This is a genomic window from Poseidonibacter ostreae, assembly GCF_009208075.1.
Classification (GTDB): domain Bacteria; phylum Campylobacterota; class Campylobacteria; order Campylobacterales; family Arcobacteraceae; genus Poseidonibacter; species Poseidonibacter ostreae.
The window spans coordinates 1-13,314 of record NZ_WFKJ01000060.1 but is presented as its reverse complement, the minus strand read 5'-3'; the positions used below and the strand labels follow the sequence as shown (position 1 = coordinate 13,314).

Genomic DNA, 13,314 nt, shown 5'->3' with positions numbered 1-13,314 from the left:
ATAAATTTTGAAGACGGTGTAAAAACAACTATTAATATTCCCCAATAAAATATTTATTTTTTAGTAACTAATTTATAACCTAATCCTGAGATATTTTGAATATACTCTTTAGAAGTTTTCTTTCGTAGATTTTTCACAAGTGTTCTTAGGGCCATACTTGTCATAACCTCTTCTTCACTTTCCCATAATTCTCTTTCAATCTTTTCATAGCTTACAATTTTATCTTGATTTAAAATTAATAAATCTAAAAACATTTTCTCTTTTTTACTTAAGAAAATTTCTTCTTCATTTTTTAAAATAAACGAATTATTTGGATCATAATTAATATCACCAAGTATAAAAGTTTTTATATTTTCAGATAATTAAGTAAGAATATTTTCAAATATCGTTTTTAATTTTTGACTTGTAATTGGTTTTTCTAAATAACCTTGAATATTAAAATTTGCACAAGGCATTAAGTGTTTTTTATCTGTATATGCTGTAAATACAATTATAGGAAGATGGTAGTTTTCAGTTCTAATTTTTGATATTAAATCTAAACCACCTAGTTTTGGCATTTCTAAATCTGTAATGATTAAATCAATTTTCTCTTTTTTATATATATTATAAGCACATTCTCCATTTGATACAGAGATTAAATTTGGAAAGAAATTTTGCAGTAATTCAGATACTATATCTTTTGTTATCTTATCATCTTCTACATATAAAGTATTTAGATTTTCTAATACACTCAAATTATTTAACATTTTTTGCCTTTGTGAAATAGAAATTATTATATCACTTCAATACAAAATAATTTATTAATATTCGTTTATATAATAGATATTAATAAAAATAATTTTTAAAACTAAATTACAAAAAATCAAACTATCAAAAAGTAAGCCTAATAATCCTATAATACCAAATACTTATTATGGAGTTACAATGAATTCAAAACTATTTTTTAAAATATTATTATTACTAATACTTCCTATATTTTTATATTCAGAAAATATTGAAAAAGAGCCTGTAAAACTAATAAAAGTTGAGACAATAGAACAAACAAAAGATGTACAAATTGAAGAAAATACTAATACTACAGAAGTAAAAACTCAAGAAGAGATAGCTAAAAGTCCAATTGAAAAACAAATAGAAGAGCAAAATAAACTTCTAGAAGATGTCATAAAAAATATAAATACTGAAAAGTATTTAACTTCTTCAATAGATATAAAAACTTATAAAAAAGAGATGAGTTTACTTACAAATAAAATCAATATAAATAGAATAGAAAAAAACACTCTTGCTGTAAAAAGAGATGAGATAAAAAGAGCTTATTTAAAACAAGAGTATAACTATGAACAAACTTTAAAAAGTATAGTATTAGCAAAACAAGAGTATAAAGACAAAAAGTATTTTGAAAACCTAATAAAAAACAATCTTAAAAGTTTAGAAAAAGATCAAGAGATTGTTGATAAAAACACTAAGCTTTATGATGAAGAATCAAAAAATAAAAATACTATATCAAATGCCTTTAGTGAAAACTATATTGAACTTCATAACCAAACTCATATTCAAACTTTTGTCTTAGAATATTTACTTGATAATATGTCAAGCTTTAGGAAAACAAACTTTTTTATTGATGAGTTTAACTTACAATACTTAGTTAATAAAATTGATTCTATCTACGGGATATCATTTATCTCAGGACTTACATCTTATCATCTAAAGTTTTCAATTGGTCAGATTGTTGTTGTTATTTTTATCATGGGAATACTAAGACTTTTAAATCTAAAAATCATCTCTTTAATTGCTAATTTAATAGCAAGATTCTTTGTAAGAAGTAAAGACGCAGATAGTGAATCTATTAGACAATACTTAAGAATGTCTATTGATACTCCACTAAAATATAGTTTATATTTACTTGGTATTCAAATATCAGTATTTATTCTTGTTGATGATCCAATATTAATAGAAACGATAATGCCATGGATAAATACAACATATATGGCTTTATTAACATGGGGATTATATGCAATTTTAAATAATAGTATAAATATTTATGCTCATACTTTATTAGAAAAATATCCAAATGTTAGAAAAGAGATGATTGTTTTTATTCTAAGAATTATAAAAATCATTTTAATTTTATTAGTTATTCTATTTTTATTTACACAGTTAGGAATTGATATAAAAGCAATTGCAGCATCACTTGGAGTTGGTGGTATTGCTATTGCATTAGCTTCAAAAGACACATTAGCAAACTTCTTTTCTTCTTTAAATATTATGACTGATAACTCTTTTTCTCAAGGAGATTGGATTAAAACAAGTAATGTTGAGGGAACTGTTGTTGATATTAGAATGAGAACTACAAGAATTAGAACTTTTGACAATGCAATGATTACAGTACCTAATACACAGCTTGCAAATACACCTATTATAAACTGGTCTAAAAGAAAAATAGGTAGAAGAATAAAAATGACTTTAGGTATTACTTATGATAGTCAAATGAAAGATATAGTTCAATTAAAAAAAGATATTTTTGAAATGCTTGATAATCATCCTAATATCGCATCAAATAAAAATATTCAAGAGAGTCACTCAAGAAGATTTGAAGCAATAAAAAAAGAAGACCTACAAGGTATTAAAAGAACACTTTTAGTGTATATTGATTCTTATGGAGCTTCATCTATTGATATCTTAATATACTGTTTCTCAAGAAGTCCAGATTGGGAAGAGTGGCTTATTACAAAAGAAGATGTTTTAGTTAAACTTGAAGCCTTAGTTAAAAAGAATAATTGTGATTTTGCTTACCCTACTCAAACTATTATGCTAAAAAAAGAAGAAGAGTTAATAGACCCTATATCTGAAAAACTATCTTCAATGAGTTAAGATAAATAGAAGTAATCTTCTATTTATCTACTAATATATCTGCTTGATTTTTTAGTTTTTTCTTATATAAAAACTGTTTCTCTCTATGGGAAAACTTTTCATTTGAGCTTTCTGGTTTTATTGTTTCATCAATAGGATTCTTTTTTTCTTTCTTCTTTAATACTTCTTTCTCTTCTTCATTTTTAAACATAGTTAAAAGTAAATATATAGAAAAAACTATATTAAAAATAATAATAAACCACTTTGATAATAATACAATTTCTAAAAATTCTAGTTTTTCTTTTAGAGTTAAATACTCTACAACATCAGAATAAATTGCATTTGCAAATAAAGCAATAATGAGAAGTAAAACAATTAAAATTATTCTTCTTCTAAATTTGATTAAATAGTACCAAAAAAGTGCAGATTTTACTTGTTTAAACATATTTTATCTTTACACAAAAAAGTTTAAACCTAAAGCAGCAAGTGCAACTACTAAAGATTTTGTCTTTAAATCATCTATTATTTTTCTCTCTTCATCTGCAATTATAACTTCAAGTTGTTCATCAGTATAATCATTAAATGTTTTATGATTTTCTGCAAGTCTAGCCTTTGTAGCAAGAACAGCTTTTTCTCTTATTTTAAAACTTACAGCTTCTTTTAATTTATTACTTTTTAATTTTGGATAATCAAATGCTTTATTTGCATTATCTTTTATAATTTGTTTTAAGCTCATTAACTTTCCCATTAATTTTTTATCATTATATCATTTAACAATTAATGAAAAAATATCTTAAGTTTTTTTATCACTCTTTTCATCTTTAATTTCAAAAGCAGTTTTAATAATATCAATTCCATATTTATCTCTTAACTTTTGCATTTGATTAGTTAAAGCACTTTTTTTACTATCTTCTTCATACTCAAAAAGATTATAAGTAAACTCATTTGCTCTAGCAAAGTTTGAAACAGTAATGCTTAACTGAACAACGCCATGACTTGGATGAGTATCATTATTTGAAAATAAACTTGTCATATGATTTTTAAAATCAAGCTCATTGAAAATAGTATTAACATTTATATAGTTTTTTGATTTTAGCTTTGATTCATACTTAATCTTTATAGCATAAGTTAAAGGATTAACTTTTGATTTTTTCACTAAAAAACAAAGATATCGTGAAAGTATTGCCACTCTTCTTCTAAGTTCATTTCTATCGTAAATACAATCAAAAGTTCGACCAATTCCAATAGATTTTTTTTCTCTAAAGGTTGTAAGTTTATTATCTCTAATTCCACAAACACGGTTATATAAATCAATTCCAGGCTTTTTCCAAGAGTAAAAAAGCTCTCTTTTATTTTTAATATCTCCTAAGGTTTTTATTCCATAACCTTTTAATCTTTCTTGAAAACCTTTTCCAATTCCAGGAAATTGGGCTATTGGAATATTTCTTATAAAATTTCCAATATTATCTTTACTGACATATTTGACACCATCAGGTTTTGCATATTCTGTTATTAGTTTTGAAAGATATTTAGTATTAGCAATACCAATTGAAATAGGAAGTCCAAGCTCTTTTTGTATTTTATTTTTTATATTATATGCAAATTCTATAACTTCATCTTCTTCAATATATCCACTTAAATCTCCGAAAAATTCATCAATTGAAAACTGTTCAACTAAAGGAATTTCTTTTACTAATAACTCTTTTAGTTTTTGTGATAAATCATGATATAAAGGATAGTTTGGAGGAAGCATTTTTAAATGTGGACATAAAGTCAAGGCTTCATTTACACTCATTGCAGTCTTAACTCCATAAGACCTTGCTTCATACGAAGAAGTTGTTATTATTCCTCTTATTTTCCCTTTTTCATCTACAAAATACTCTTTAAAAGTTTTTTGTCCTTCATTTGTAAGAATTGAAGATACAAAAGCACCCTCATTTGATGAGATTTTTCTTATCTCTTTTTTTGTTGAAAAAATATTTAAATTACTTCTTCCTCCAACAGCTACGGGAATATGAAGTAAACTATCATCAATAGTTCTATGAGCAGATACAAAAAAGCAATCAAGGTCTAGATGAATAAACAATACAGTCTCCTATTTTATAAACTGTATTATATTAAATATTTTTAATATCTTCGGATTTTATTGCAGATTGTAATAAAAAGAGTAGAAGTGCTATTAAGTGAAGATATAGCACTTAAAAGATACTATTTTAGACTTTCTTTAAAAAGGATATAAAATAGCAACTTGTAAAAACTGCAAAAGAGAAATCGAAGCAAAAAAGAGACAATGCCCTTACTGTGGAATTTTAAATCCAACAGTAACTTTAAAAGATATCTTTATAAGCCTAGCTTTTGTCTTAGGTGTAATGAGCATAGTAACTTATTTTATGAAGTAAAACCTAAACTATTTATTTTCTAATTAATGCGTAAATAAAACCTAAGGCTAAACCTATAAAATGAGCATACCAAGCAATTGGAAGTCCAATTAGTAATGGTGCCACAGAGATAAGTAAAACCCAAGTAATTATTCCACTTCTTTGAGCTTTATCATAGTAAGCTACATATCCTAAAAGAGCAGAAATTGCTCCTGAAGCCCCTACAATATTCACAGTTTGATCTAAATAATAAACATAAGCAAAAGAACCTAATGAAGTTAAAATACCACAGATAAAATATACATAAATTAACTCTTTAGCCCCACGTCCTCTCTCAATTAGTGAGCCAAATTGATATAGTACAAACATATTCATACCTAAGTGAGCTAAGCCACCATGTGCAAACATTGAAGAAAGTGGTTGCCACCAAAAATCTGCAATCAACATATACATATTAAGACCTAAATATAAGCCACCATTTTGTAAATTTATTTGAAAAATATACATTAAAACTGTAATTATTATAATTATATTTGTAGCTGTAAAATCTTTTTTACTAATATTTTTTAGCATTGTTTTTATATACCTTTATTGTACAATCAATAATAGATTGAATTTCATTTTTATCATAAAACTTAAAATCTTTTGAGAAAGTAAAAATCTCAATAGAGTTTGCTCTAAATGATGTTTTTACAGTTCCTGCTTTAAATTTATTCTCTTTTTTTAGATTTATTTTTTTATCTTTATCTTGCTCAATTATTTCATAATTAATAGTTAAAAATTTAGATATATCTTTTTTTGATTCAACTTTTATTGCTTTTGTAAAATACTCATTCACTTCTACAAGCGGCATAAACTCTTCAATAATTGACTTTGAAGTTAAAGATTTTATATGCCCACCATCAAGTTTATAATAACCATTTTTTAAAGCTTTTAGTGAGTTATTTAAGAGTTTTTGATTAAAGAGTTTTGATTTTGAAGTTTCATCTTCACACTCAAGGGGAATTACTTTTTCTTTTTTTGAATAGACAGCTTTTGAATCAAAATTAGCTTCATCATCTTGCATATATTTTAAATAAACAACTAATGTAATTGTTATCATAATAATAGAAGCCAAAGTAAAAAAGTTGTTTATTATAGTACTTTGTCTTCTATTTCTTTTCATTTATACTTCTTAAACTAATGCCTCTTTTAAAACATCTTCAATTGTATCCACTGCTTTAATATCCATAGCTTTTTTAACTTCTTCAGGAATATCTTCTAAATCTCTTTCATAGTTTTTTCTTGGAATTAATGCAAGTTTCATTTTAGCTTTAAACGCAGCAATTAACTTCTCTTTTAAACCACCAATAGGTAAAACTTTTCCAGAAAGTGTTAATTCTCCAGTCATTGCAATATCTGATTTTATTTCTCGCTCAGACAGAACTGATGCAATAGTTAAAGCCATTGTGATACCAGCACTTGGTCCATCTTTTGGTGTTGCTCCTGCTGGAATATGTAAATGAATATCAAATCTTTTGTAAACTTCACTTGAATCAACTTCAGTTTTATCTTCTTTTTCTTTTATTGTTTTAGGAATAATTGAATTATCAATCTTTAAAGTTCCATTATCAATTAAAACCTTTACAACTGAGTAAGAAATTCTAGATGATTCTTTCATCACTTCACCTAGATTACCTGTAACAGATAAAAGTCCTTTACCCTTTAATTTAATAGCTTCACTTTTTAAAACATCTCCACCAACAGCTGTCCATGCTAATCCATTAGCAATACCAATAGAGTTTTTCTTGTCAGCTGGGTCTATTTCAAAAATAGGATTATCTAAATAAGTTTTTAAGTTCTTTGTAGAGATTGTAACTTTTGCTAATTTGTCATCACCTAATAACTTTTTAACAGCTTTTCTAAATAACTTAGAAAATACTCGTCTTAGATTTCTAACCCCAGCTTCTCTTGTATATTTTGCAATGATTAACTCAATAGTTGCTTTACTTAATGAAACTTCTGATTTTTTAAGACCATGTTTTTCTAACTCTTGAGGAATTAGATAATCTTTTGCAATATGATACTTTTCATTAGGTGTATAAGATGAAATCTCAATAAACTCCATTCTATCTCTTAATGGTGCAGGAATTCTTCTAGCATCATTTGCAGTTGAAACAAAAATAGTTTGAGATAAATCAATTGGGAAGTTTAAATATAAATCTCTAAACTCATTATTTTGTTCAGGGTCTAAAATCTCTAACATAACTGCAGTTGGATCACCTCTGTGGTTTGCTCCTAGTTTATCAATTTCATCTAAAACCATAACTGGATTCATAGTTTTTGCATCAATAAGACCTTTTACTAAACGTCCTGGCATTGCTCCAACATAAGTTCTTCTATGTCCTCTTAATTCATTTACATCTTCCATTCCACCTAATGCAATTCTTACAAGTGGTCTTTTAAGTGCTTTTGAAATTGAGTTTGCTAAAGATGTTTTACCAACACCTGGAGGTCCTACAAAACATAATACAGTTCCTCTAGTTTTTAAGTTCTCTACTTTTCTTTTTTCAAGTAACTCTTTTACTGCAAAAAATTCTGAGATTCTCTCTTTTGCTTTAAATAATGAATAATGATCTTTATTTAATTGGTCTTCAACATTAGCAACAGAAATTTCTTCATCTGCATATTTTCCAAATGGAATATCTAATACTTGCTCAATATAAGTTTGTAAAAGTGAAGCATCAGGTGAATCTTGATGCATTCTTCCTAATTTCTCTATCTGTTTTTTTACTTCTTTATATCCATCTTTTGGCATATGTTTTTTAAGCTTTTTTAACTTTTTTGTGTAAGATTTTAGCTCTTCATCTTTTTTATTATCAGTACCAAGCTCTTTATTAATAGCTTTTATTTGCTCTTTTAAGAAATAATCTTTATGAGTTTTTTCAATTTTAGAGTTTACTTTTTGAGTAATCTCTTTTTGAATTTTATATGATTCAATCTCTTTTTTAACAACTTCAATAATATCTAATAATCTTTGCTCAATATCTGTTTGTGAAAATAAAAGATAAGCTTCATCTTTTTTTACTTTTAAAACAGAAGATATTAAATCTGCAATTCTTACGGCATCATCATTTTCTTCAATTGTTTTAATTAAATCAGCAGGAAATTTAGAGTTAAGTCTTGAAAGTTTTTTAATTTGTTCAATTAGTACAGAGATAACTGATTTAATACTCTCTTCATTAAACTCTTTATTTTCTAAAATATCTACATTTGCAAAAAGAGAATTTTCTTCATTAAACTCTTTTATGCTTCCTTTTGCTAAACCTTGGAAAAGTACTTTTATTTTACCATCGGGTAAAGATACTTTTCTCATTATGTTTCCAACAACTCCAACATCATAAAAAGAGTCATTCTCTCTTTTATCTTCGCTTCCTTGTTTAGAAACAGCAACAATTACTAATTTATTATTTTCAATCGCATATTCAACTGCTTTAATATTTTCTTCATTACTTAAAAAAAGTGGTGCAATCATAAATGGGTATAAAAATATTTCATCTTCAATTATTAAGGGTATATCTTGTGGAAACTTATCGTAATTTTCTAATTCCATGTATTTTGGCTCCTAAAATTTATTATATTTATTCAAATATTGATCTGTAATATGGAACATTTACAGCTTCAATTTCTTCTGGGTTAATCCAAGATTCTTTAACTTTTTTGTTATAAAAAGCTGCAGCTTCTTTTTTATCTTTTTTCTCATAAAGTTTTGCAATAGATAAATCTAATGATGCTTTAGCCATATATAATCTTGCATTTATTGTATCAACTAAAGGCATATACGGTGAATTTGTATATTTTACTTTAAAATCGGCAACATCTTTTATTGTATTTTCTATTAGTTCTTGATCTCTTAATTGGTAAGTAAACCCTAAAAAGTTTGCTTTAATTTTTAAATATCTTGCATAATCAATGTTTTTACTAAGTGCAAATCTTTTGATATATTCGTCTAAATAAAAGTTTGCTAAAGAGTACTCTTCTTCATCAATATGTGAATTTACTAAAATTAGTAAAGACGTTGCAATTAAAGGAGAATTTCTATGTTCACTTTCTAATGATGTATAAGTATCATCAGCTTGGTCTAAATCACCTTTTGAAATCTGTGTTAGCATTTTGTTATACCAATAAAGAGCTGGCTTATTATACTCTGACACTTCATTTTTACTAGAACACGCTGTAAAAACAAACATAGTAGTAATTACTAATAATAAACTTTTAATTTTTGAGTTATTAATCATATAAATATCCTTTATTATAAAGATGATATTTTATCTAATACTTGCTTAGGAAATATCTGCTATAATTATTAAAAATAATTTAAAAGGCGATTTTATGAAACTTACTTTAATTGGTAACGGAATTATGGCTCAGTCATTAGCTCGTGGATTGGTAAAAAACCATGATGTTGAGATAATTGGAAGAGATGAAAATAAATTAAAAGCTATAAAAGAAAAAATACCAGAAATTACATTTAAAACATTAGATGACCAAGAAAATATACAAAATAAAAATGTAATATTTTGTGTAAAACCTTATGCTTTACAAAGTGTTGCTGCAAGACTTACGGGTGAAGCGAATATATTATTATCAATTTTAGCAGGTACAACTCTAAGCTCATTAAAAAAACAAATCAAGTCTAAATATTATGTAAGAACAATGCCAAATATCGCAGCATCAGTACAAAACTCTATGACAACAGTTACAGGAGATAATGAAGCAAAAAATACAGCTTTAGAAATTTGCTCATCTATTGGTAAAACATTATGGGTTAATACTGAAAATCAACTAGATATTGCAACTGCAATAGCTGGTTCTGGCCCTGCATTTTTAGCTTTAGTTGCTGAAGCTATAACTGATGGAGCAGTAAATGCGGGATTAGAAAGAAAACTAAGCAGAGAACTTGTTCAAGGCTTATTCTCTGGAACTGCATCATTATTAGAGTATTCTCATCCTGCAATTATTAAAGATTCAGTTATGAGTCCAGGAGGTACAACAGCAGCAGGTTACGCAAAACTTGAAGAACATGCTGTAAGAAGTGCAATGATTGAAGCTATAACAGCTGCATATGATAAAGCTGTAGAACTTGGTAAAAAATAGTTTCACTTTATTTGAAACTTTATTAAGTATTACCCTTCTTATAATCATAATAAGTGGTTTTTTTAACTCCTCTTATTATGATGAAAAAGCTATAAATAACTCAAGTTTATTAAATAGTTTAGAAAACAAATTTACTCTAAATGATTTCACTACTTTTTTAACTACTAATACAAAAATAAATATCATAAAAAATGACAGTTTAAAAGAAGAAATTACAGTTAAAAAGCACTCTTTTGAAAATGAAGATATAAAGATTTTTATTTATGAAAAATAGTTTTACTCTCCTAGAAATAATTTTAAGTATTCTAATTTCATCCATAGTTATAATAAACTCAGCTTATTTTTCAAAAGAGTTATTTCAAACAAATAAAGATATGCAAAATATTGAAATACTTAAACTTGATTTACTATCAACAAAAATATTTCTCCAAAAAAACAATACAAGTTTAGAAGAGAATTTAGATTTTAAAGATAATACTCTTTATTTTAAAGAGAAAATTTTACTTTTAAATGTAAATGAGTTTACAATTTTAAAAAAATCAAAATACTATGAGATATCAATAAAAACGAATATGAGAATAAAAGAAAATTGGATTATAAGTATATGAAAAAATCTTTTTCTTTATTAATAACAATATTTCTATTATCAATTTTTTCATATCTAGCTGTTTCAATACTAGAAACAAAGTCTTTAAGAAATACAAATTTACAAAATCAGTATTTATATTTACAAGCTAAAAATCATAAAAACTTTTTAAAATCATATATAAACTCTATTGATTTGAGTGATATAAATCACTTGAGTATTGAAGATGAGTTTTTTGAAATTTATGCAATCATAAAAAAGAGTACAAACTTTTTTGAAATAAACTTACATATAAAATCAAAAAAGTTTAATATCTCAATTTATGAAAAACTAACAAAACAACTTAATTTTAAAGAATAACATCCAAAACTTTTTTTGCTAGATTTAAAGCTTTTGTTCTATGTGAAAAATCTTTTTTTGCTTCATATCCTAGTTCACCTAAAGTTTTTTCAAAACCATTTGCTATAAACATTGGATCATAACCAAACCCATCTTGCCCTAACTCTTTATTTATCACATTTCCATGCATCCAACCATGAACAGTATAAACTTCATTTTGATAAATAATCGCAATGCAAGCCGTGTAAAATGCAGAAGTTTTTTCTATATTCTTTTTGTTTAAATTTTCAATTAATTTTGAATTATTATCTTTATCACTTGCATTAACTCCTGCATATCTTGCTGAATAAATTCCTGGTTCATTATTTAAAGCAGGAACTGTAATTCCAGAATCATCTGAAATTACAATAATGTCTTTATATCCTTTTTTCTCCAATTCATCATAAATAGTTTGTGCTTTTTTAATCGCATTACCTTTAAAACTATCTTTATCTTCAATAATTTCAATATCACCTAAAATTTCTTTAAATGCCACAACTTCATCATTTGGCATTAATTTTTCAAACTCTTTTATTTTTCCTTTGTTTCCCGAAGCTAAAACAATTTTCATTTATTTCCTTTTCAACCTATTATTAACTTTAATTATATATAATCACGATAAATTATATTATGTTTAGGATTACAAATGATTAAATCAGTTTTACCACTTAGTGCAATTATTGCTCTAAGATTTTTAGGTCTATTTTTAGTTTTACCAGTTATATCAGTATATGCAATAAATTTAGAGGGAGCAACAACTACATTAGTAGGTATTGTTGTTGGAGGATATGCATTAACTCAAATGATTTTTCAAATTCCTTTTGGAGTAATGAGTGATAAGTTAGGAAGAAAAGGTACTATTATTACAGGTCTTTTACTTTTTGCTATTGGGTCACTTATTTGTGCTATGTCAACAGATATTTATACTTTACTTGTTGGTAGATTTTTACAAGGTGCTGGTGCAATTGCTGCTGTTATTACAGCTATGATTTCTGACTTAGTAAAAGAAGAGCAAAGACCAAAAGCAATGGCAACAATGGGTATGTTTATTGGTATATCTTTTGCTGTTTCTATGCTTGCAGGTCCAACTTTAGGTGCTGCATTTGGTATTGAAGTATTATTTATTATTACTATGGTTTTAGCACTTGCTTCTATTTTTGTTATTGTAAAACTAGTACCAAATCCTCCACAAATCACTCATACATACAATGGAAAGGCACAACTTTCAACAGTATTAGGAAATAAAAACTTAATCAAAATGAATATTACGAACTTTTTACAAAAAGGTTTAATGACATTTGCTTTTATGATTATTCCAATGGTTTTAATGAATAATTACGAATGGGTTTTATCTGACCTTTGGAAAGTTTATCTTCCAGCAATGATATTTGGATTTATTGCTATGGCTCCAGCTGCAATTATTGCAGAGAAAAAAGGTAAATTCAAAGAAATCTTAGTTATTGGTATTGCATTATTTGCTATTTCATATTTAATAATTGGTTTTGCTTCATCTACAACTGTTTTTATCATTGGAGTTGTAGTGTTTTTTATTGGATTTAATATGCATGAGCCAATTATGCAGTCACTTGCTACAAAATTTGCAAAGGTTCATCAAAGAGGATTAGTTTTAGGAATCTTTAATTCATTTGGTTACTTAGGAACATTTTTAGGTGGACTTATTGGAGGAATATTCTTTGAAAGTGCAGACTTTACAAGCATAGTAATTGCTATTACTATTATTTGTATTTTATGGGCTGTATTAATTTTCACTATGCCAAATCCTACAAAGAAAAAGTTTTTATACTTACCTTTAGATAAATATAGTATAGAAAAAACTTCTGTATTAGAAAACAATGATGCTATTGATGAGTGGTATATAAATAATACAGAAAACATAATTGCAATTAAATATGACAATGAAAAAATCAGTGAACACAAAATAAAAGGTTCATTAATATAATTTTTTAATACATTGTTTTAAACATTTAT

16 protein-coding genes are annotated in these 13,314 nt (G+C 26.0%); 6 read left to right on the top strand and 10 right to left on the bottom strand.

Translation table 11 applies throughout. The features are described 5' to 3' along the window. Nucleotides 1-53 precede the first annotated feature (53 nt). Complete coding sequence (locus GBG18_RS13880) at nucleotides 54-278, bottom strand: helix-turn-helix domain-containing protein (RefSeq protein ID WP_226896491.1); 225 nt, start codon at nucleotides 276-278, stop codon at nucleotides 54-56. A gap of 84 nt (nucleotides 279-362) precedes the next feature. After that, nucleotides 363-746, bottom strand: coding sequence for a response regulator (locus GBG18_RS13875; RefSeq protein ID WP_152192013.1), 384 nt, complete (start codon nucleotides 744-746; stop codon nucleotides 363-365). 178 nt (nucleotides 747-924) lie between these two features. On the opposite strand from GBG18_RS13875, the gene GBG18_RS13870 reads away from it, so the two are divergent. Then, entirely contained in the window at nucleotides 925-2,868 is a 1,944-nt protein-coding gene (locus tag GBG18_RS13870) for a mechanosensitive ion channel family protein (protein WP_152192011.1), read from the top strand. A gap of 19 nt (nucleotides 2,869-2,887) precedes the next feature. On the opposite strand, the gene GBG18_RS13865 is transcribed toward GBG18_RS13870, so the two are convergent. The 7 genes from GBG18_RS13865 to GBG18_RS13835 all read right to left on the bottom strand — a co-directional run bounded on the left by GBG18_RS13865 (nucleotide 2,888) and on the right by GBG18_RS13835 (nucleotide 9,502). Next, the gene (locus tag GBG18_RS13865) at nucleotides 2,888-3,292 is read right to left on the bottom strand and encodes a hypothetical protein (RefSeq protein ID WP_152192009.1); all 405 of its coding nucleotides are present in this window, start codon (nucleotides 3,290-3,292) and stop codon (nucleotides 2,888-2,890) included. A 9-nt stretch (nucleotides 3,293-3,301) separates the two neighbouring features. Then, nucleotides 3,302-3,583: a dihydrouridine synthase gene (locus GBG18_RS13860; protein ID WP_193311159.1), complete on the bottom strand. Its 282-nt coding sequence runs from the start codon at nucleotides 3,581-3,583 to the stop codon at nucleotides 3,302-3,304. A 57-nt stretch (nucleotides 3,584-3,640) separates the two neighbouring features. Beyond that, nucleotides 3,641-4,933 carry a Y-family DNA polymerase gene (locus GBG18_RS13855; RefSeq protein ID WP_152192006.1) on the bottom strand — a complete coding sequence of 431 codons (1,293 nt, stop codon included), beginning with the start codon at nucleotides 4,931-4,933 and terminating at the stop codon, nucleotides 3,641-3,643. 325 nt (nucleotides 4,934-5,258) lie between these two features. Further along, nucleotides 5,259-5,798 carry a rhomboid family intramembrane serine protease gene (locus GBG18_RS13850; RefSeq protein WP_152192004.1) on the bottom strand — a complete coding sequence of 180 codons (540 nt, stop codon included), beginning with the start codon at nucleotides 5,796-5,798 and terminating at the stop codon, nucleotides 5,259-5,261. Then, entirely contained in the window at nucleotides 5,782-6,390 is a 609-nt protein-coding gene (locus GBG18_RS13845; RefSeq protein WP_152192002.1) for a hypothetical protein, read from the bottom strand. Before GBG18_RS13845 ends, GBG18_RS13850 begins: the two co-directional genes overlap by 17 nt. Before the next feature lie 9 nt (nucleotides 6,391-6,399). Further along, complete coding sequence (lon, locus tag GBG18_RS13840) at nucleotides 6,400-8,817, bottom strand: endopeptidase La (RefSeq protein WP_152192001.1); 2,418 nt, start codon at nucleotides 8,815-8,817, stop codon at nucleotides 6,400-6,402. Between the two features lie 28 nt (nucleotides 8,818-8,845). Continuing rightward, nucleotides 8,846-9,502, bottom strand: coding sequence for an outer membrane protein assembly factor BamD (locus GBG18_RS13835; protein ID WP_152191999.1), 657 nt, complete (start codon nucleotides 9,500-9,502; stop codon nucleotides 8,846-8,848). Nucleotides 9,503-9,596: 94 nt separating this feature from the next. Between GBG18_RS13835 and GBG18_RS13830 the strand changes: the two genes are divergently transcribed. The 4 genes from GBG18_RS13830 to GBG18_RS13815 are packed head-to-tail and all read left to right on the top strand — an operon-like array spanning nucleotide 9,597 to nucleotide 11,307. Continuing rightward, complete coding sequence (locus GBG18_RS13830; RefSeq protein ID WP_152191997.1) at nucleotides 9,597-10,361, top strand: pyrroline-5-carboxylate reductase; 765 nt, start codon at nucleotides 9,597-9,599, stop codon at nucleotides 10,359-10,361. Next, complete coding sequence (locus tag GBG18_RS13825; RefSeq protein ID WP_152191995.1) at nucleotides 10,348-10,635, top strand: hypothetical protein; 288 nt, start codon at nucleotides 10,348-10,350, stop codon at nucleotides 10,633-10,635. Before GBG18_RS13830 ends, GBG18_RS13825 begins: the two co-directional genes overlap by 14 nt. After that, entirely contained in the window at nucleotides 10,625-10,969 is a 345-nt protein-coding gene (locus GBG18_RS13820) for a hypothetical protein (protein ID WP_152191993.1), read from the top strand. Before GBG18_RS13825 ends, GBG18_RS13820 begins: the two co-directional genes overlap by 11 nt. Then, complete coding sequence (locus tag GBG18_RS13815) at nucleotides 10,966-11,307, top strand: hypothetical protein (RefSeq protein ID WP_152191992.1); 342 nt, start codon at nucleotides 10,966-10,968, stop codon at nucleotides 11,305-11,307. The genes GBG18_RS13820 and GBG18_RS13815 overlap by 4 nt, the downstream gene beginning before the upstream one ends. Here GBG18_RS13815 and GBG18_RS13810 read toward each other — a convergent pair. Then, the gene (locus GBG18_RS13810; RefSeq protein ID WP_152191990.1) at nucleotides 11,297-11,896 is read right to left on the bottom strand and encodes a non-canonical purine NTP pyrophosphatase; all 600 of its coding nucleotides are present in this window, start codon (nucleotides 11,894-11,896) and stop codon (nucleotides 11,297-11,299) included. The two genes, GBG18_RS13815 and GBG18_RS13810, sit on opposite strands and share 11 nt — an antisense overlap. A gap of 75 nt (nucleotides 11,897-11,971) precedes the next feature. On the opposite strand from GBG18_RS13810, the gene GBG18_RS13805 reads away from it, so the two are divergent. Next, complete coding sequence (locus GBG18_RS13805) at nucleotides 11,972-13,285, top strand: MFS transporter (RefSeq protein WP_152191988.1); 1,314 nt, start codon at nucleotides 11,972-11,974, stop codon at nucleotides 13,283-13,285. Nucleotides 13,286-13,314: the final 29 nt, after the last annotated feature.

Bases quoted from the DNA above. Each gene is read 5' to 3' on its own strand.
- GBG18_RS13820 (WP_152191993.1), top strand. From the start codon at position 10,625: ATGAAAAATAGTTTTACTCTCCTAGAAATAATTTTAAGTATTCTAATT.
- GBG18_RS13845 (WP_152192002.1), bottom strand. From the start codon at position 6,390: ATGAAAAGAAATAGAAGACAAAGTACTATAATAAACAACTTTTTTACT.
- GBG18_RS13830 (WP_152191997.1), top strand. From the start codon at position 9,597: ATGAAACTTACTTTAATTGGTAACGGAATTATGGCTCAGTCATTAGCT.
- GBG18_RS13860 (WP_193311159.1), bottom strand. From the start codon at position 3,583: ATGAGCTTAAAACAAATTATAAAAGATAATGCAAATAAAGCATTTGAT.
- GBG18_RS13835 (WP_152191999.1), bottom strand. From the start codon at position 9,502: ATGATTAATAACTCAAAAATTAAAAGTTTATTATTAGTAATTACTACT.
- GBG18_RS13810 (WP_152191990.1), bottom strand. From the start codon at position 11,896: ATGAAAATTGTTTTAGCTTCGGGAAACAAAGGAAAAATAAAAGAGTTT.
- GBG18_RS13850 (WP_152192004.1), bottom strand. From the start codon at position 5,798: ATGCTAAAAAATATTAGTAAAAAAGATTTTACAGCTACAAATATAATT.
- GBG18_RS13815 (WP_152191992.1), top strand. From the start codon at position 10,966: ATGAAAAAATCTTTTTCTTTATTAATAACAATATTTCTATTATCAATT.
- GBG18_RS13875 (WP_152192013.1), bottom strand. From the start codon at position 746: ATGTTAAATAATTTGAGTGTATTAGAAAATCTAAATACTTTATATGTA.
- GBG18_RS13870 (WP_152192011.1), top strand. From the start codon at position 925: ATGAATTCAAAACTATTTTTTAAAATATTATTATTACTAATACTTCCT.
- GBG18_RS13805 (WP_152191988.1), top strand. From the start codon at position 11,972: ATGATTAAATCAGTTTTACCACTTAGTGCAATTATTGCTCTAAGATTT.
- lon (WP_152192001.1), bottom strand. From the start codon at position 8,817: ATGGAATTAGAAAATTACGATAAGTTTCCACAAGATATACCCTTAATA.
- GBG18_RS13865 (WP_152192009.1), bottom strand. From the start codon at position 3,292: ATGTTTAAACAAGTAAAATCTGCACTTTTTTGGTACTATTTAATCAAA.